Consider the following 19,878-nt stretch of genomic DNA (forward strand, 5'->3'; position numbering starts at 1 on the left):
AAGCTACTTTTTATCTTACTTATATTCTCTACATTTATTCGATTTTTGCCTTAATTCTTCTAACCCCGGCGGAAGATGCCTCTTCCTTTAGAATAATAAACGTTCCAAGCTCTTTTGTATTGGACGCGTGAGGGCCGCCGCAAATTTCTTTCGAATAGCCGGGGACGGTATAAACCTTAACTATATTGCCGTACTTATTATCAAATATACCGATTGCGCCTGAATTCCTGGCCGATTCCAATGTCATTTCTTCGCATATCACATCTATTTCCTTATGGATGGCTTCATTAACGATCCTGGATACTTCATCTCGTTCTTCTGCCGTCAATTTCCGATCAAATGCAAAATCAAACCGTAATCGTTCTTCCGTTATATTACTACCTCTTTGATATACGCCATCACCTAATACTTTTCTTAATGCACCATTCAAGAGATGTGTCGCCGTATGCAGCCTGGCTGTCTGGATGCCGGCATCGGCAAGACCACCTTTAAATTTTCCTTCCGCTCCCTGTCTTGATTTTTCCTGATGCTCTATAAATTTTTGTTCAAAACCCACAACGTCCGCTGCTATGCCGCGTTCCGTTGCTAATTCCATTGTAAACTCAACAGGAAAACCGAAGGTATCATATAATTTAAATAAAATATCACCGCTTAGCAACTCTCCTTCTTTTAATAAAGAGAAATATTGTTCTGCCTTTCTCAATCCGGAATCAAGGGTTTTTTTAAATAGCTGGAACTCCTTTTCTATTTGCTCCAGAATAAAGTCCTGATTTTCTTCCAGCTCGCCATACACCTCTTTATATTGCTGTATAATTACCATTGCTAAGTCACAAAGGATGTTCTCATGCAAGCTCAGCTTTTTGATTAATCGGATTGTCCTTCGGATCAGCCTTCTTAAAATATAGCCCTGTTCTGTATTGGAAGGGGGAATTCGCTTTGGATCTCCAAGGATAAACGTGATTGCTCTGGTATGCTCGCAAATAATACGGAATTCTCTTTTGGTTTCATCAGAATAGGGAAGATCCGTTAAGCTTTTTAGTTTATTCATGATGGGGATAAATAATTCCGTGTCATATACATTGTTTTTCCCGTTCATAATGGTCAGAACTCTTTCCATTCCCATTCCGGTATCCACATTTCTATTCAGCAGAGGTTCATAGGAACCATCCTTCTCTTTATGATACTGCATAAAAACATTATTCCATATTTCAACGTATTTACCGCAGTGGCAGGCTGGTCCGCAGTCCTTACCGCAAGGTTCTTTCCCCATATCGTAAAATATCTCCGTATCCGGACCGCAGGGCCCGGTCAGCCCCACCGGCCCCCACCAATTTTCTTCCCTGCCATAGAAGAATATTTGATAATCCGATAATCCTTTGGATTTCCATATCCCCGCCGTTTCATCATCCCGGGAAAGCAATGCATCACCGTTAAATACGGTCACCGCAATTCGCTCCATTGGAATATGCAGAATTGTGGTTAAGAACTCAAAGCTTAATGAAATGGACTCTTCTTTAAAATAATCTCCCAAAGACCAATTCCCAAGCATTTCAAAAAAAGTGAGATGAGTATCATCTCCGACTTCATCAATGTCACATGTCCTTACGCATTTTTGAACATTAACCAAACGTTTGCCCAGGGGGTGCTTCTCACCTAATAAATAAGGGACCAGGGGATGCATACCGGCTGTAGTAAACAGAACGGTAGGGTCATTGTCCGGCAGCAGCGAAGCCGAGCCGATTTCTTTATGCCCCCTCTCTTTGAAAAATTCAACATACTTTCTTCTTAATTCTTGTGCAGTCATTGTAATACTCCCTTCTGAATAAAGTTTTATAATAAAAAAGCCCTAAACTGAATAATTCAGCTTAGGGCGAACAATTATGTCCGTGTTACCACCTAAATTCAAGGATAACTTGCACTCTGTCAGTACGGGGATAGACCCGATACCAATTTCCTTTTAACGGCGGAAACTCCGATGAAGTCTACTTAGATTCCTCTGTTCGGTTCATAGCTCCGAGACTGCTTCCACGCTACCTTCGTAAAGATTCGCACCGCCATCTTCTCTCTGGGACTCCGTTAACGCTTACTATTTCTCTTCATAGCCTTTTATTTTTAAATTAGGAGTATGATATCATTCTTTGCTGCATTTGTCAAACAAAAATACGCAGAATACTCCCCTGAACTAATATTCCTCTTTCCCAATAACACAACCATAACATTTGCTTGTTTTGCTTTGATTTTCTTGTTACAATAGTACTGACACAGCATACAGGAGGATTACAGTATGGAAAATGTACTATTTGCTTTTTTACTTACATTATTTGCCGGACTCAGTACTGGTATCGGAAGTGCTTTGGCTTTCTTTACGAAGAAGAGTAATACTAAGTTTCTATCCTTAAGTCTCGGGTTTTCTGCAGGCGTTATGATATATATTTCTATGGTAGAAATTTATTTTAAATCCAAGGATTCCCTGGTAGCTGAATTAGGATTGAAAGCCGGTTCCTGGATTACAGTAATTTCCTTCTTTGGAGGAATGTTTTTAATTGCTCTCATCGATAAGCTGATTCCCAGCGGAGAAAATCCTCATGAGATGCACTCCATTGAAGAAATCCATGAAGAGAATCCCAGTGAAAGTCATCATTATGGCATTAAGGTAAAGCATGAGACGGCTAAAAGGAATCATAAGCTTTTACGAATGGGTGTCTTTACTGCCTTAGCTATCGGCATTCATAATTTTCCGGAAGGTTTGGCAACCTTTGTTGCAGCGCTTCAGGAACCCGCCATTGCTATCCCCATCGCTGTCGCGATTGCCCTGCATAATATCCCGGAAGGTATCGCAGTATCCGTTCCTATCTACTATGCAACAGGAAGCAAGAAGAAAGCCTTTCTTTATTCCTTCCTGTCCGGTCTTTCCGAGCCCGTGGGTGCTCTCGTCGGCTATCTGATCCTTATGCCAATATTAAATGATACCGTAATGGGAATTATCTTTGGAATGGTTGCCGGAATTATGGTTTACATCTCCCTTGACGAACTCCTCCCTTCCGCCAGAGAATATGGTGAGCATCACCTTTCCATTTATGGGCTGGTTTCAGGAATGATATTAATGGCGGTGAGTCTATTACTCTTTATCTAAACAGGATTAATGTTCCTATAGCGTATAATTTTCGCCCTGGACTGATTGATTCGGTTTAGGGCGAAAATTATATCCATGCCTTATTCTCAAAGGTTCAGCTTAATTTCTTCAACATCTGCCAACTGCTTCCCTTGAAATGTCAGCTTCACAATCCATGGCATGATATGCCGTATCCTTTGGAAATCATCAAATCCATAGGTTGGATCAAAATAGTTAAGGATTGTACTAATTGCCGTCCCATGGCTGCCGATCACAATATTCTTATCCTTATGAGCGGTCAAAACCTGCAGCAATGCATTAATATTGCGCTCTTGAACTTCCTTCAGGCACTCACCGTCTGAAAGCTTGTAATGGAAATCCTTCCACTGCAGTTCCGTGAATTTATTGAAATCTTCTATCCAAACATTATCTACTTTTCTTTCCCTGAAGTCTTCTATCGTATGAATTGGAAGCCCAAAGGAGTCCGCAAAGTCCTTAACCGTATCAACCGCTCTGGCATACGGACTCGACAAAACAATATTGATATTTTTATCCTTTAAATAGTGTGTCACTAATTTACTATCTTCTTTTCCTTTTGGCGTCAGCGGCCTTTCCATATCATTATGATTTGTATAATCCGGCTCAGCATGCCTTACAAAATATATGGTTGTCATGTCCATCCTCCAAACCTAAAACTTCGAATATCCGTTATCGCCCTCGCCCTTAGCAGAAAGCAGCCAATCCAAATCATGTTCTTCGGTTGCTACAAATCCGTCTAAACTGGCTGCAATATAGAGCACTATTTTACGCTGTTCCATCCTTAAATCCCCCTGCTCTTTTTTTATCTGCAAAGTGGGAAGATTGAATTATATACTCCCACAACTTCTGATTGAACCTTTCACTCTATCTTACCATCTCATTACTTTCATGTAAATTAAATATTTCGTCTTTTAAATAATACAAATCCCCGCCACCTATTGACTTTAACAACAGGATTAATTACAATTAAAACATGTGTTGCACAACAATCGTTTTAGAATGGAAAGGGATACTGATATGCCGCCAAAAGCAAAGTTTTCAAAAGATGAAATTATAGAAAATGCATTAAATATCGTTAGAACAGACGGTGTTCAGGCCTTGACCGCCCGGGCATTGGGTACAAAGCTTGGCAGCTCGGCAAGACCGATTTTTACAGTATTTCAAAGTATGGAGGAAGTACATCAGGGAGTGGTTGAGGCAGCTAAAACACTTTACAAAGAATATATTGAAAGAGGGTTATCTGAAAAACCATCTTTCAAGGGTGTGGGAACCCAGTATATCCTGTTCTCGGTAAATGAACCAAAGCTGTTTCAGCTTCTTTTTATGACAGAACAGAAACATATCCCCGATTTATCCAACATATTGCCTTTGATTGATGATAATTATAAAGAAATTCTTATTTCGATTCAAAAAGATTATGGGATAGGGGATGCCTCTGCCAAAAAGCTATACCATCACCTATGGATATACTCCCATGGTATTGCGGCCTTATGCGCCACCAAGATGTGCTGTTTTACAGGAGAAGAAATCAGCGGAATGATCACAGAAGTATTCATCAGTCTTTTAAGAAAAATGAAAGCGGGGAAAGATCATGATTGACATCAGAGAAATCACAAAATTTTACGGAAGGGATGAAAGCCGCTTCCAAGTATTAAAGGGGATCAGCCTTAACATCGAGGACGGCAGCTTCACCGTTATTTTCGGAGCTTCAGGTTCAGGAAAATCTACCTTTTTGAATGCGATTTCCGGTCTTGAACGCCCGGACAGCGGCAAGATTTTTTATGATACAACAGATATTACCGCTCTTTCCGATTTTGAATTGACTGAATTTCGGAAGGCAAAGGTTGGCTTTATTTTTCAGCAGTATTATTTATTGTCCAATATGGACGTTGATAAAAATGTGAAAATGGGTGCGGATCTAGTGGGAAACAAAGATTATAAGGCAGCTATTAAAGCGGTAGGACTCGGAGAAAAGCTGCATAAATATCCCAGCGAGCTTTCGGGAGGGGAACAGCAAAGGGTGTCGGTTGCCAGAGCATTGGCGAAGAAGCCAAAGGTTTTATTCCTGGATGAGCCTACAGGTGCATTGGATGAACAAACAGGCCGGCAGGTGCTTGACTATATCTGCAAGCTACAACAGGAATATGGCTTTACCATCGTAATGGTAACGCACAATCTGAATATTGCAGAAATGGCTAATACTGTTATAAAGATGAATAGCGGAGAAATATCGGAAATCTGCAACAATGAAACACAGAAAACCGCTTATGAGATTGGATGGTGATAATATGGTGGTAGGAATAAAAGATGCCGCAAAACTTATGGGAATTTCTATCATCGCTTGCTGTGCAGTCCTTGTATGTACACTGTTTTTGAATTTTAATATGGATATTATCGGGATTCAAGAAGAAATAACATCAGAACAAATGATGATATTTTATGATGCACAAGTTTCCACTGCAAAAGTGGTCAGTATGGTCAGCGGGGGCTGCCTGCTGATTACTTCTGTCATTATGCTGCTCTTCTACATCAAGCATTATATAGATACCCACAAAAAGGAGCTTGGCATATTAAAAGCTCTTGGGTATTCTAATTTGAAAATAGCCAAAAACTTCTGGGTGTTTGGAATAACTATCTTTATTGGAACAATGCTCGGTTTTTGCGGGGCGTTTCTTCTGATGCCATCTTTGTATAAGATGCAGAATAAGGATAAAATCCTGCCGGACGTCTCCGTACATTTTCACCCGACGCTTCTTCTGTATCTGGTGATCGTACCGGCAGTTGCTTTTTCCATTCTCTCCGTTTGTTATGCCTGTTATAAACTCCGAATGCCTGTGCTGGCGCTTTTGAAGGAAAATGTTCAGGCTTCCTTCAAGGGGAAGAAACATAAGACAGCCAAAAATAATGATGGTTCCTTTATCGATGACTTGAAAAAGAATATTTTGAAAAGTAAAAAGACACTTGTGTTTTTCATTATCTTCGCTTCCTTTTGCTTTTCTGCAATGACACAAATGTCCTTTAGTATGAATGAATTGGCAAGTGTTATGATGGGAGCGATGATAATGCTGATTGGAATTGTTTTAGCCTGTACGACGCTTTTTCTTGCAATAACAACAGTAATAAATAATAATACAAAAACCATTGCAATGATGCGAGTGTTTGGTTATTCACAGAAAGAATGCTGTCGGGCACTCCTTGGAGGATACCGTCCTATGGCGTATATCGGCTTTGCCATTGGAACAGTGTATCAATATGCCTTACTCAGAATTATGGTTAATATCGTATTTAAGGATGTTGAGGGCGTTCCGGTATATGAATTCAATTTTCCTGTTATGCTCATTTCCCTTGTTACTTTTATTGTAATTTACGAAATTGTGATGTACACCTACTCTGAGAAGATAAAGAAAATCTCTATCAAAGAAATAATGTTTGAATAGCGGAGGGCGATGTATTAATTTCATACTATCCGCAGGATATCTCTTTTCTGGACGTAAATTCAAAAAATGCCTTAAGTCCTTTAATTTATAAGGATTTAAGGCATTTCGAACGCTGCACTATTTCATTTCCACTATAATATGATGCTCTTTTCCATCTCCAAACAGCTTTATATTGTTTCCTTCTATCAGCCTGCCATCTACGGTTATGTTGGCAATACCATACTGGGAACGATTGCGGTTTATAATATTAATCTGATAAATATCGCCTCTGAAAAGTCTCCTCATGGAGCAGGTTTCCCAATCCTCCGGAATACAGGGGTTGATGGTAAAGCTGTCATAGTCAGGGTGGAAGCCCAGCATATACTGTGTCACGGAGCGGAACATCCATCCGGCTGTCCCCGTCACCCAGGCAAATGCGGTTTCTCCGGCTCTCGGATTATCCGGTCCGAAGTACATATTGGTAAATACATAAGGCTCACAGCCTGAATGCCCGGAGGGATTTAAGTCACTGTCCGGCATGATTTTCATCAGGGTCTGGTAAGCTTCATTGCCGCGGCCTTTACAGCAATCGGCAACGATCTTGAAGGTCCCTCCATGGCAGTACGGAGTTCCATTCTCCCATATTCCCGGTACGAAGCCTGTCAGTCTTCCGATGGAGGGCTTATAGGATGTGTACGGAGGGTATAAGGTCAGCGGGCCATAGAGGGAATCCAGCTTTTCATCGATTGCCTTGAAGCATTGATCTACTCTCTCCCCTTCCGCGACTCCGGTCATGACAGCCCAGGTCTGGCTGTTCAGATAGATGCTTCCCTCTTTTTCCGTATGGGTTCCCACCTTTTCGCCGTCATCATTATAAGCCGCCAGATACCAGTCCCCATCCCATCCCGTTTCATTAATCTGTGACTTTATCTTCCCGGCACGTTCTAACATCTCCCCATGAAGGGAGGCATCCTTTTTTACTTCTCTTGCTATTTCAGCCGTGTTCAGCAGAGCATAATATAATGCAATGGAAGTCCAGACACTTTCTCCCTTCCCGCCGACACCTATTCCGTTCAGGGAATCATTCCAATCGCCGTCATGCGCTAAGACCAGCCCCCGCTCTCCCAGATCCTCCGAAGAATATCGCACCGCGGTCAGGATATGCTCCCAAACCGTTCCTTCCCCTTCATCCAGATAAGATACCTTTGTATCCAGGAAGCCAAAGTCTCCTGTTTCCTTTATGTAAGCATTCACCGCAGGAGAAATCCAGGTAGGGCCATCGGAATAAATATGATGGTCTAAAGGAAGCCATCCTCTGACACATCTGCCGTCGCTGTATTCATGCTTTAAGGTTTCAAGAATCTTTATCCTGGCCAGCTCCTGATTGAAAGCGGCTACCGCCCAGGAATCCTGCAGTTGGTCTCGGAAGCCTTTTCCGGTTGCTCTTCCGGCTTCCGCACACAGCTGAACCTGCTGCTTCACCCAGATGTTTGTGATATGATTTATTTTCTCCACAGAAGTACTGACTGTAATGTCCTTCTTCATTTTCTTTTTTGATGCCAGAAGCTTCTCGAAATCCCCTTCGATTTTCCCGGGCTCCAGCAGCTTTTCCACCATTCTTCCGGCTTCCCGGGTAGAGTTTGTAGAGCCGATGAGTACATGATAGCTGACCTCTTCTCCTGCATCTAATACAAAGCTATTCTCAAGAGCACCTACCATCAGCTCACAGGCTGCCAAACTGCCGGAACACTGTCCTTTTGTTACCGCAAGGGGAGCGGTAATATCCCCGTAGGTTCCCAGAAAGGCTCTTTTACTGGTATCAAAGCCTGTTACAGCAGCACTGGAAGCGATAAATCCGTCAAACCAGTCATGCGGTCTTTCCTGTGCGGTGTTGTGAGCTACAATCATATTGCGGCTTACGTCAAATTCGCAGGAAACGTAGGAATCATACTCGCTGTACCTTGCATACCCCTCTAAGGAAAACTCAACGAAGGAGTACACCTTTAGCTTTCTGGGACGATTGGATTCATTTTTTAAGGATAATGTCCATAGTTCCACCGGGTCCTCTGCATTTACGAATACGCGGGCAGACAGCTTTACCTCGTTGCTCGCTCCGGCTATGGAAGAATAGCCCAGTCCATGAATGCATTTATATTCCTCTAATGGCTTTTTAGCCGGATACCAGCCGGGGTTCCAGAACTCGCCCGTTTCTTCCTCCCGCACATAAAAATATCTGTTTCCGTCTCTGATCAGGGTCGCCCGCCCTTTTCCTTCTGAATCAATATAAGCTGCCGCCTTTGCCCCATAGGCTCCGACGCCTCCTCCAAAATGATTGATTCCCGACATTATACGGGAATTCCATAGGTAGTTCAGCAAAGGTCTTGGCGCATCCGTCTGCGTTATCACATACTCCGAACCATTCTCGGAAAAATAACCCAACTTTTTCATTAAACATCCTCCTGGACGCGCTTTAGCAAATCCACTGTCGTATCGCCGCCCACCCCTTTGTTGTATGCTTCCGCTTCCAGCTCGGGATACCGGACCAGAATTTTTTTCAAAAGGATATCCACATAGCTTTCACAATAATCCAACGCATATCTTCTTGCTATGACAGAGGTATCCTTCATCCAGGACCTGCGTGTAAGGCTATCGCCAAAAAACACAATTTTTGAATTCTTTTCTATTATCATACTGGGCCCCCATCTGCGCACAAATCACAAGGTATGAAAGTTTTCTACTTTCATGCCTGTCTTCTTCTGTAATATAACCGGCTTTTCTGCTTCTCATTATACCGATATCCCCAACCGCTCAAATTGTTCCGCCGGAGCGTCATTTTCCTTCATAAGCTCTATTATATGGGAGAGCATTTCCTCTTCCAGCTCCGGATTATGAATTGGCTGCTGCTGATACGGATCCTGTTTTAAATCAAATAGCAGGGTTCCGAACTTGAACATCTCATCATTGCTCCCTGCCATGATCTTCATGGTTCTGCAGCCCTTCGTAAATTCAAAAGGCTCCTGCAGCTGTATATCCTGCAGCTCCGTCACATCAAACATTCTGCTCATGTGCGCGGGCATCAGGGTATATTCATACAATGGCTGGTTCTTAGGAGACGCGGGCGCTCTCATATACACATACTTACCATCCGTGCAGTTCACATGACCTCCAAAGGCTCCGAAAAGAGCCGCCTTTCTTACAGGCTCATCATGGCTGATTACGGCTTTTAAGCTTCTTCCCCGCATATCCTTGGGAATATCCACCCCGAAGAATTCCAGGAGAGTGGGCGCCAAATCTATGGTCTGCACCAGGCTATCCCGCCTCTCCCCTCTTGCTCCGGAACGGGGGTCCCAGATAAACAACGGAATGTGGGCGATTTCATTATAAAAGGGCTGAACATTTTTCGCCCACCAGTCATGCTCTCCTAAGAGATAACCATGGTCCGTATTGACAATGAGCAATGTGTCCTCCCACAAATCAAGGGAATCCATTACATCAAGCACCTTGCCCAGATAATTGTCACACATGCTTAATAACGCCGCATATTCATAACGGCAATGGTTTACCTGTTCTGCCGTCTCCGTCACTCTGCGGTAATCAGGCCAGTCAAACTGAGGCCCTTCATATTCATGAGGATATAAATCCTTATATCTTTGCTGCGTAAAAAACGGCTCATGAGGGTCAAAGGTTTCAATCTGTAAGAACCAGTTGTCCTCCTTATAATTAGTCTGTATAAATTCAATTCCCTTTTCAAAGGTCTTTACCTGGGGCTGATCCTCTTCCTTCGCCATGTATTTCCTGTTGATTTGGTCTTGCCGGCAGAGAATGCCTTTACTCTTTCCAAGCTGTTCGATCCATTCAGGATCTGCTACCTCCCCCTTCCACGGATCGCCCTCCTGTCCGCGAACGCTCTCCCAGGTGCTGTAACGGGAATGGTAGGTCGCTCCTCCATCCTCCCAATAGTGGTAATGGTCGCTGACTAAGTGGGTATAAACTCCGTTCTTTTTCAGGATTTCCGGCATGGAATCATCAAAAGGTTCCACCGGCCCCCAGCTTCTGTGAAGGAAGTTAGCTCTTCCTGTATGCAATTCTCTTCTTGCGGGCATACAGGGCATACTGCCTATAAAACAATTGTCAAAGGTAACGGTCCGCTGTGCCAGTCTCTGGAAATTAGGAGCATGCGTCCAGCCGCAGCCATAAGGCGGCAGCATGCGCCTGTTTAAAGTGTCAAACATAATCATGATTGATTTCATCTGTCTAATACACCTCCAGTTTTACGGGCGATTTTCCTGCTGCCTCTATTTCTCCAAGCCATACTTTTACGGCTGCTCTCTGGGACACCTCCGTATTGCTGTAAACATTTACATAATTATGAAGGGATGGCAGATCATACAGCTTATAGGGTTCACCAAAGGATGTGAATACTACTTTTTTATTTTCTACCCACCATGAATTCTGAAACATCAGGAAGGAATCTCCATACATTCTTACACTTCCATAACGAGGTGTATATTTGATATTGATAAAAATAGCATCATAATCCTTCTCTATTTGGCTCAGTTGGCTTGAATCCTTTGGATTCAGCAGATGATCCACCTCAAATCCGCGTTTCCTCAGTTCCTCATCTACAAATACCAGATCATAGGAATCCCTCGTCGTCCGGTATCCCTCCACATACTGTGCGGTAATGGTCAGCACCCTTGAGCCTGGCTTCAAATGCTTCATCGGAAGGGAATGGAACACATCCCTGACAATGGTAATACTCTTGTCAGCCACCTCCTGCGCCAATCTTTTATTCTGCCGGAACTCCGCTTCCGTCACTGCAGGATAGATTCTTTCTTCCTCCAGAAGCCCTACTCTGGCCTTTAATTCCAGAACTCTCCTTACCGCTTCATTTACCCGTTCCTCTGACAGCTTTCCCTGCCTTATGGCTTCCATCATGAAAGGAGTATCCTTCGGCGGATTTGTCCATAACAGCATATCCGCTCCTGCCTCCAATAGCCTCCAGCCATACTCCTCTCTGCGGATATGAGCGCCGTAGCCTACCATATTCAGCGCATCCGTTACAACCAGGCCTTCAAAGCCCAGCTCCTTCCTCAGAAAGTCAATCTGTATTTTAGAGCTTATGGTGGCCGGGCGGGGACCCTTATACCTTTCTGCCTCGCCCTCGTACTGAGGATCAATAAAAGGCAGTGCGATATGTCCGCTCATAATAGCCATCGCTCCGGAATCTATGATCCCCCGCCAGATAACCCCATAGCTCTTTTCCCAGTCTTCCCGGCTTAACCCGTTAATAAGCGTCGTAATATGGGTATCCCTCGCATCCGTTCCATCACCGGGAAAATGCTTTGGGGTTGCCGCCATCAAACCTTCTTTTTGAATTCCTTTTACAAAAGCCTTACTCATCCTTAATACCTGTTCCGTATTATCTCCAGCGGTTCTGACATGCATCATCGGATTATTCTTTTCAAGGCATAGGTCCACCACAGGTCCGAAGGCCCAGTGTACCCCGAACGCCCGCCCTTCCCTGGCTGTAATCTCTCCCATTTTTTCCACATACTCTTCCGAATCCGCGGCGGAGCATGCCATGTAATGAGGGAATTCAGTCACGCCGAACATTCTGGCGCCGGCACCGTGCACCAGATCCGCACAGATGATGACCGGGATATCGGCACCCTCGGCTGCATCGGCAATTTCCTTAAACCTCTCTTTTGTCTGATTTCCAATGAAAATGGAGCCTACCTTTTCCTTTCCTGCAACTTCTTTAATTTCTTCCGCAGTCCAGGAGCTTCCCATGATGCACTGCACCTGGGAAAGCTTTTCTTCCAATGTCATTTCAGTAAGATATCCGTCAATTTTTTTACGCTGTTGTTCTGTAATAGGCTTTAGCACAGGAATTCCTCCAATTTGTTATTTTTTACTATATTCGTATATGGTATGCACTATTTTTACTGTCTTTTTAGCTTTATCATATTTTCCTTTTATCTTGACCAGCTTTCCGGAATTATCGATGTAATAAACAACAACGGAATTCGTCTTCTCGCCGGGCTTTAGGGTATATGGTACCGTAATCTCTGCTTTTCCTTTTCCGAATTCAGATATAACTCTATTCCCTGAAGTGACGACAATCTCATACACTGATTTATCACCAACCGCAGCCCTCGCCGCTTTCGTAAGGGTTGATTTGTCCACAGCCCGGATGGATACCCTGATATCTCCTCCCGCCGCACTGCTGCTTATAGAATCAATAGCCTTTCCATCCAGAATAACAGTTGCGATACCGGCATTCATCCTGACTTCGGCCTTTGTGCTATCCGCCAGTTTTTCAAATGCACTTCTCTGTAATGTAACCTCTATCTCTGTCGCCCCTTTCGGAACATCAACTGCTATCTCAATGGCCTTTGCTTTCTTCTGAACTGCCTGTTTGGTTAAAGCATTCAGTACATCCCCAGCTATCTCAGCTGCTCCCTTCTCAGACTTCACCTTAATCGATACAGTGGCAGTCTTTTTATCATGCTTCACTACAACAGGAGTTGGTGTAGGTGTTGCTGTTGGTGTCGGTTCCGGCGTTGCTGTCGGTGTCGGGCTTGGTGTTGCTGTCGGATTCGGCGCTGCTGTCGGTGTCGGGCCTGGTGTTATCGTCGGTGTCGGGCTCGGCGCTGCTGTCGGTGTCGGGCCTGGTGTTACCGTCGGTGTCGGGCTCGGCGTTGCCGTCGGTGCCGGGCTCGGCGTTGCCGTCGGTGTCGGGCCTGGTGTTACCGTCGGTGTCGGGCTCGGCGTTGCCGTCGGTGTCGGGCTCGGCGCCGCTGTCGGTGTCGGACTCGGTGTTGCCGTCGGTTCTTCCTCTCCGATTAAAATCGCGGTTCCCCACTTGTCTCTGTTCTGTGCATTTCCTTCCACACCATTCCAGAAATACTGGCCAATTCTTGCATTTCCATCTCCATTGTCAAAGCCTGCATCAAATCTTATTTTTCGCCCGTGCTGAGCGTTCTCAATTCCAAGTAATGCAAGAGGAATGGCCGCTTCTATGGCATACTCTTTATTTACCTCATCCAACCTCACGGCAGTAACAATGGCAGGCTGCTCCACTTTATTATAATTATACCAGTAATACAGACCTTTGGCACTGATAATAACCTGTGAATCCTTCTCTCTCAGCTGACCCTTTGCTTCCAGCTCCTCCGGTCCTACAAATAATTCAAGAGCATCTCCGTTCCATATCCAGGCTATCCCTCTACTGGGGTTATCCGGCAGCGGATAAGGATTCAGGCCCGGCGTGTCATCCTTAATAAGTGCATACACGTACAGATTATCATTATCCCAGGCCACATCGATATTAGCAGAGGTGCCTTTTCTAACCAATCCGTCAACCTGATGCTTCTCATCCAGATAAAGGGGTTCTCCTGCCGGCCATTGCGCGTCCTTCTCGCCGTCGATTACAATTGGAGCCTTTGCCTTTTGAATCTCCACAACCTGATCCGAAGGCTTTTCCGGCGCCAGCGAATATTCGTAAGGCTCCTTCCGGCCAAGTACAAGGTCGTAGATGTCGTAGTTAGTTTCCATAACATGCTCTAACAGATTTTTGTACGGTCTGTCGGTTACATCAATTAAACCAATTCCATAGGCTTCTCCGTTAAAGCCTTCCAGATAACGCCCTGTCGCAGGCTGATCCAAATATTCAAACCAATGGGTTCCTACCACAAGGCCGGATGCTGCCGCATGCTCCACATAATTTCTGTAAGCCTTGCCCTTTTGCTCTTCATTCTCTACCACTCTGATTCCGCCATTTAACCCGTGGGTAGGCTCCGCATAATGAAATTCGGTAAACATAACCGGCTTTCCTGCCAAGTCAGTCATCTCTTTTATTCTGTCCAGGTCAACATTGTTTGTGTAATAATTGTAGGATAACACATCCATGTATTTACCTGCTGTCTTGCTGATGATTCTTCTGGAATCGCCATTGTTCATCGGTGCTACCAAAAAGCGGTCTCCTACCAGCATATGATTTGGATTTAGCTTGCGGAATTCTTGTTCCACCGTTGAATAATATTTGTCCAGATACTGTTCAAAGAATTCCAGCATATCGGCATAAGCCTCATTTGTCTTAATGGGCATGCCGGCACCTAACAGCTCGGCAAAGCTTGTATACGTGGTTTTCCAGTTTGCATTCATTGCAGCAATGTCTGTATACTTCTCTTCCAGCATAGTAACCAATTCTTTCTTGGTGGCACTGCCGGAGGCGCCGGCACCCGTTACCGCCGTGTTAAACTGCTGGTACTTCGCCTCATTGCCAAAGAACCACCCTATAATCCAGGGATCGTCTTTATAGGTGTCAACCTTGAAGGATTTCATGCTGGCGGAGATTACGCTGGCCGCATCCTCGCGATAGGCATCAAACATCTTCCATTCCGCGTTGCCGACATAGTATTTTGCATCTGTAGGGAAATAGATAAAACCATATTGGGGGAAATTGTATGGATTCGTTCCCTGTTGAGGGGTTCTTGCCCAGGCTCCTTCGCTGGTAAAGCCCCATTTCTTCATACGGCTTACTCTTTCGCCATATAACTCGGCTTCTGAGAAGGATTTGCCATATTTCTTAATCAGATTTGCAATATGCCATGAAAAACCGTCTGTATTCTGATATGCCGCCTGATATTTGCCGCCTTCCTCCGTCGGTGACGGAAGCCATTCAAAGATATGCTCCCTCGTGTCAACACGGGTCATTCCGGTACCAACGATACTGTTGACACCTGAGCTGTAGAACACATTGCCCGCCGGGTCAACCATGACATATCTGTCGCCGATTTTCTGGATATTGAAGAAGCCCTTCGCATCTAATCCATACTGTGCTCCGCTTCCCGGAAGCCCTCCGTACTCATCCCTTTCCGGGGGATTCAGCGATCCGTAGTAGGTTCTGTCTGCTTCCGCATCATCCAGCAGCTCCTGATCACTCATCACCTTTCCGGGAAAGCTTTTGTTCTTTACCTGCCCGAATCTATCAATTATAATTTCACTTTCCGACACATACCTAAACTGTCTTGTGATGCTCTTTTCTTTCCCGGGCAGCTTTGCATAAGCTGATATCAGCGTATTGCCCTTGACAGGAATAGGTTCCTTGAATTCTGCATCTACCTGGCTGCTGCCCAAGGTGTAGTATATCTTCGCATTGGGATCTGCACAGGAAAGGGAGATACCCGTGGTATAATCCCCCGATGCTATTACAAAAGGAGTGCTCAAATTCGCAATAATTCTTGAAATCTGAATTGCGCCGCTGTCATACCCTGCCATAGCCTCCGGGAATTCAACCTTAATATATCTTGCATTATTAACGGGCATGCTGTAATTGCCGAATACAACCTTCTGCCATGTTCCCTGCTCGGTGAATTGGTCAAGGGGAACCGCCGTATAGGTGCTATTATCTGCCGAAACAGAAACGGAAATGTCTCTTATCGCATCCCCGGCTTTATAGAATACTTCCGCGGTAAAGGATTTAATATCATAAGCCGTATGATAGACCACATAAGCCCTTGAACCTGCCGCCAGATTGTTCCTTTGTACCAGTCTCTTGTCATCCCCTTCAAAATCCTTAGGAGACTCGCTGCTCCAGCTTACCCCATAGCTGCCTTCCTCTTCTGTGTAATTATGTATCTTAGAGGAATCATCTAATTCGTCAATCAGTCCCTCTTCGTCTAATTTTTCCTCTATACGCCCATTTTCCGTATCAATCCACACAAAATAAGGTGCGTTTAAGGCGCCTCCTCCCCATTTGAAAAAGCCCTCCTCAAAGCCCGGGTTAATCAAAAGGTTTTCCTTGCTTCCGCTTTTGCCTAAGAAGAAATCATCCATCCAAAGATCCGATTCATGGGTTCCGAAGACCCAGATGGCGATGCCGTCTGCATCTGTTACCGTGGTCTCCGGCAAATCATACTTCCTCCAGGTCTCAGTAGCTTCCAGCACCTGTGTGCTGTACTGTACATTGCCTGCCGTGTTCTGTACCCGTACGGTTACCCGTCCGCTTCCCTTCATCCAGAAGGAGGATTGGAAGGTCTCACCTGCTGCGGCGCTTACTCCCTGGAAGAAAGGTCTCCAGGGAATGGAGCCTTTTATCTCCATCTTAACCGCGCTGGCCGACGGGCCGGCAATCGCTCCCCTTCCGTTCACGGTATCAATGGTCAGAAAGGCCGGCGTATAAGTCCAACCGGCTCCGCCCCATCCGGTCTTTCCGTCTCCAAAGCTGGGATTGCTCAAAAGATTAACATCGCTTCCCTTTTTAACCAAAAAGAAGTCATCCATCAGGATGTTACAGTTATGAGACCCAAAAACCCAGATGGCAATGCCGCCTTCCTGCGTCACCGTAGTCTCCGGCAAATCATATTTCTTCCATCCGCCGGTTGCCGTCAGCACTTGATTGCTATACTGCTTGCTGCCATTAGAGCTTTGCAGCCGTACGGTAATCTGTCCGGTTCCCTTCATCCACAGGGATGCCTGGCAGGTATCTCCCACTGCGGCATCTACCCCTTGGAAGAAAGGCTTCCAGTATGCCGCCGGGTCTTCTATCTTTACCCTGACAGCGCTGGTATCCGTATCCGGTATGGGGGTCGGAATCGGGGTGGGGATGGGCGTCGGCTCCGGTTCGATAATATGTCCGTTCTCCGTATCAATGGTTAAAAAGGTTGGATTATAATCCCAGGCCGGTCCGCCCCATCCTTCACGGCCTTCCTCAAACCCCGGGTTACTCAAAAGATTCACATTGCTTCCTTTTTTGCCCACGAAGAAATCATCCATCAGAATCTCACACGGCCCAAATACATTGATAAGGAGGTTAATATCCTCTGCTTCCTCTACTGTAAAATCGGGTAAGGTATATTTCATCCAGGTATCAGTTGCTGTCACCCAGCCGCTGCCAACCGGGTAAGCTGTGCCCTCAGAATTCTTCAAATCTGTTTTGATTTTACCCGTTCCCTTTATCCAGAAAGACAGCTGGTACACTCCGCCTGAAACGGTCTGGATACCTTGCGAAAGCTCCTTCCAGGGATTTTTCGTCTCATTTATCTTCGCCTTAACGGCACTGCCCTTTGGAGCAGGAATTGGAATATCGGTAGGAGTCGGAGCAACGGTGGGCTCCGGGGTAGGCTCCGCTCCCGCAATACGTCCGTTCTCCCGGTCAAGCCATACTAAAGAGGGATTATTCAAAGAGGCTCCGCCCCATTTTAGAAAGCCCTCTTCAAAGCCTGGATTAAGCAAAAGATTATCTTCACTTCCTTTTTTATTCAAAATGAAATCATCCATCAGGATATCACACTTATGAGATGCAAACACCCAGATCGCAATCCCATCTGTTCCTGTTACGACAGCCTCCGTTAAGTCGTATTTTGTCCATTCTTCCTTTGCTACCAGAACCTGATTGGTATAATCCTGACCTGCGGAATTTCGCAGCCTCACGACAACCTTACCGGTTCCTTTCATCCAAAGGGATGCCTGATAGGTATCCCCGACAGCCGTGGCACTGATCCCTTGGAAAAAACCTGTCCAAGGTCCGTTTTCCGTGTCTATCTTCATTCTGGCCGCCGCATGTTCCTGGGCAGCAGCCGGACCTGCTTCAGGCATCGCCAATCCATAAGATGCAGGAAACCAAGCCGTGACAACCATTGCAATTGTACAAAGTATTGCAATGTATTTTTTCATTTTCCCCATTGTAAAACCTCCCATATATAGTTGTGTTGGTAAGAATTTTTCTCCTCCTGGCTTTAGCCCATTTTTACCGGCAGCACCCCATTCGGCACAAATTGCTTTTGTAATAGCTCTGTAATTGCCCTAAGGCTTTTGTGCGTGTATTCATAAGCAGCTATCCCATATACTCCCTTTGGCAATTCCCTTAAGTCATATGGATTTCTTAAGGCGATTACCAGAATATTGGAATAATGATCTGCCAATGCCCTGACTAACTCCATCTGTCCTGTGTACAGATGGCCGTTATAGGTGCCGATCACAATGCCGGTTACAGCCTTTTCTTTTTTTACCCTCTTTATTACCTCCGCTATTTCTTCCTTGCCGGGATCAGGGGATATGCGGATACCCGTTCCTCCCATATTCTCCTCCATATAATCCGCAAACTGGGCAGCCTCCTGTTCATTGGACACATTGCTGGCACGAAACGCAGGCGCGCCAATAAATACCGGCTGGTTTCCCGCAGAAAAACCTTCTGCCGGAAAATTCACAGGAGTGATACTCTGCTTCAGTAATTCAAAGGCCGTTTCTCTTCCCTTCTCTGCATCAAAGCCGTGAGCCCTTTTCTTCTTCCTTAGTTCCTCCTTGCAGCCTATGATTTTCTTTACCGCATTCTCCATATCCCTCACAGACAGCTCGCCGGTCTCAAGGGCCTCTGTCAGCTTATCGGACACTTCACGGACAATGGACGCGGTATGTGAAATAAAAACCAAATCCACACCAGCCTTAATCGCCTGCAGACTGCCCTCCGCTGTTCCGTAATATTTTTTTATGGCGCTCATTTGCATGCAGTCACTCACTACCAGACCCTTGAAGCCCAGCTTTTCTTTTAAAAGACCGGTAATGATCTTATGTGACATCGTAGCGGGTACGTTTCCCTCTTCCATCTTTGGGAACAGGATATGGGTCGTCATCACCGCCGGAATTCCCGCCTCAATTACACGCCGGAAGGGAATTAGCTCGCATTCCTCCAGCTCATTGATATCCTTATCAATTAAGGGTAATCCCACATGAGAATCCACATTGGTATCCCCATGTCCCGGAAAATGCTTTGCGCAGGCATAAACGCCTCCTTCCAGCAGACCCTTTGTCATCGCCACAGCATACCTTGCGGCTTCCTCCGGCCTATCGCTGTAGCTTCTCACTCCAATAACCGGGTTGTGCATGTTGGAGTTCACATCTACTGTCGGTGCCAGGTCAAAATTTACTCCTACGCTTGACAGCTGTTCCCCTGTTATTTTCCCTGAAAGAAAAGCATTCTCTACCTTCCCCGTTGCAGCAATTGCCATGGCTCCGGGCATATTAGCCGCATCCTGTCCCAGTCTGGTTATCATTCCTCCTTCCTGATCAACGGCAATAAAAGCCTCCTGTCCTGTGTGCTGCTGTATTAAGTCCTGCAGGTCCCCGCACAGTTTTTTAAGCTGCTCATTGTTTATAATGTTGTGTTTAAATAAAATGATATTACCAATCTTATAATTGATGATTAAGTCCTTAATATCTTCATTTATTTCCGTATCGCCAAAACCTGCTACCATACGCTGACCGACTAATCTTCGTAAATCTGACCGTTCCATTCCGCTTCTCCTT

At 45.2% G+C, this 19,878-nt stretch carries 13 protein-coding genes and 1 other annotated feature; of the genes, 4 read left to right on the plus strand and 9 right to left on the minus strand.

Annotated features, from left to right (window positions below):
- Positions 1-34 precede the first annotated feature (34 nt).
- On the minus strand, positions 35-1,804 hold the full coding sequence (locus HNQ56_RS21175) for an alanine--tRNA ligase (protein ID WP_429150203.1): 1,770 nt from the start codon (positions 1,802-1,804) through the stop codon (positions 35-37).
- A gap of 59 nt (positions 1,805-1,863) precedes the next feature.
- Positions 1,864-2,109: a binding site (T-box leader), on the minus strand.
- A gap of 175 nt (positions 2,110-2,284) precedes the next feature.
- Between HNQ56_RS21175 and zupT the strand changes: the two genes are divergently transcribed.
- Positions 2,285-3,133, plus strand: a complete 849-nt coding sequence (gene zupT, locus HNQ56_RS21180) for a zinc transporter ZupT (protein WP_429150204.1) — start codon at positions 2,285-2,287, stop codon at positions 3,131-3,133.
- A gap of 86 nt (positions 3,134-3,219) precedes the next feature.
- On the opposite strand, the gene HNQ56_RS21185 is transcribed toward zupT, so the two are convergent.
- Together HNQ56_RS21185 and HNQ56_RS21190 are read right to left on the minus strand one after the other, a co-directional pair.
- Positions 3,220-3,786 carry a histidine phosphatase family protein gene (locus HNQ56_RS21185; RefSeq protein ID WP_429150205.1) on the minus strand — a complete coding sequence of 189 codons (567 nt, stop codon included), beginning with the start codon at positions 3,784-3,786 and terminating at the stop codon, positions 3,220-3,222.
- Between the two features lie 15 nt (positions 3,787-3,801).
- Positions 3,802-3,930, minus strand: coding sequence for a dihydrofolate reductase family protein (locus tag HNQ56_RS21190; RefSeq protein ID WP_429150206.1), 129 nt, complete (start codon positions 3,928-3,930; stop codon positions 3,802-3,804).
- Between the two features lie 238 nt (positions 3,931-4,168).
- Here HNQ56_RS21190 and HNQ56_RS21195 point away from each other — a divergent pair, with 238 nt between their 5' ends.
- The 3 genes from HNQ56_RS21195 to HNQ56_RS21205 are packed head-to-tail and all read left to right on the plus strand — an operon-like array spanning position 4,169 to position 6,588.
- Positions 4,169-4,750 carry a TetR/AcrR family transcriptional regulator gene (locus HNQ56_RS21195; RefSeq protein ID WP_429150207.1) on the plus strand — a complete coding sequence of 194 codons (582 nt, stop codon included), beginning with the start codon at positions 4,169-4,171 and terminating at the stop codon, positions 4,748-4,750.
- Positions 4,743-5,435: an ABC transporter ATP-binding protein gene (locus HNQ56_RS21200; protein ID WP_429150208.1), complete on the plus strand. Its 693-nt coding sequence runs from the start codon at positions 4,743-4,745 to the stop codon at positions 5,433-5,435. The genes HNQ56_RS21195 and HNQ56_RS21200 overlap by 8 nt, the downstream gene beginning before the upstream one ends.
- Positions 5,425-6,588 (plus strand): ABC transporter permease, encoded by a 1,164-nt coding sequence (locus HNQ56_RS21205; RefSeq protein WP_429150210.1) that lies wholly within the window; start codon positions 5,425-5,427, stop codon positions 6,586-6,588. The genes HNQ56_RS21200 and HNQ56_RS21205 overlap by 11 nt, the downstream gene beginning before the upstream one ends.
- Positions 6,589-6,705: 117 nt before the next feature.
- Here the strand turns inward: HNQ56_RS21205 and HNQ56_RS21210 are convergent, their stop codons facing one another.
- The 6 genes from HNQ56_RS21210 to HNQ56_RS21235 all read right to left on the minus strand — a co-directional run bounded on the left by HNQ56_RS21210 (position 6,706) and on the right by HNQ56_RS21235 (position 19,865).
- A complete protein-coding gene (locus tag HNQ56_RS21210; protein ID WP_429150211.1) occupies positions 6,706-9,015 on the minus strand; it encodes a GH36-type glycosyl hydrolase domain-containing protein in 2,310 nt (769 codons plus the stop codon).
- Positions 9,015-9,257 carry an SGNH/GDSL hydrolase family protein gene (locus tag HNQ56_RS21215; protein ID WP_429150213.1) on the minus strand — a complete coding sequence of 81 codons (243 nt, stop codon included), beginning with the start codon at positions 9,255-9,257 and terminating at the stop codon, positions 9,015-9,017. The genes HNQ56_RS21210 and HNQ56_RS21215 overlap by 1 nt, the downstream gene beginning before the upstream one ends.
- A 96-nt stretch (positions 9,258-9,353) precedes the next feature.
- Positions 9,354-10,817: a sulfatase gene (locus HNQ56_RS21220; protein ID WP_429150215.1), complete on the minus strand. Its 1,464-nt coding sequence runs from the start codon at positions 10,815-10,817 to the stop codon at positions 9,354-9,356.
- Positions 10,818-10,821: 4 nt separating this feature from the next.
- Positions 10,822-12,456, minus strand: coding sequence for a glycoside hydrolase family 3 protein (locus HNQ56_RS21225; protein WP_429150217.1), 1,635 nt, complete (start codon positions 12,454-12,456; stop codon positions 10,822-10,824).
- A gap of 18 nt (positions 12,457-12,474) precedes the next feature.
- Complete coding sequence (locus HNQ56_RS21230; RefSeq protein WP_429150219.1) at positions 12,475-18,258, minus strand: sugar-binding protein; 5,784 nt, start codon at positions 18,256-18,258, stop codon at positions 12,475-12,477.
- Between the two features lie 53 nt (positions 18,259-18,311).
- On the minus strand, positions 18,312-19,865 hold the full coding sequence (locus tag HNQ56_RS21235; RefSeq protein WP_429150220.1) for a glycoside hydrolase family 3 protein: 1,554 nt from the start codon (positions 19,863-19,865) through the stop codon (positions 18,312-18,314).
- Between the last annotated feature and the right edge of the window lie 13 nt (positions 19,866-19,878).

Source organism: Anaerotaenia torta (assembly GCF_050433395.1).
Taxonomy (GTDB): Bacteria; Bacillota; Clostridia; order Lachnospirales; family Lachnospiraceae; genus Mobilitalea; species Mobilitalea torta.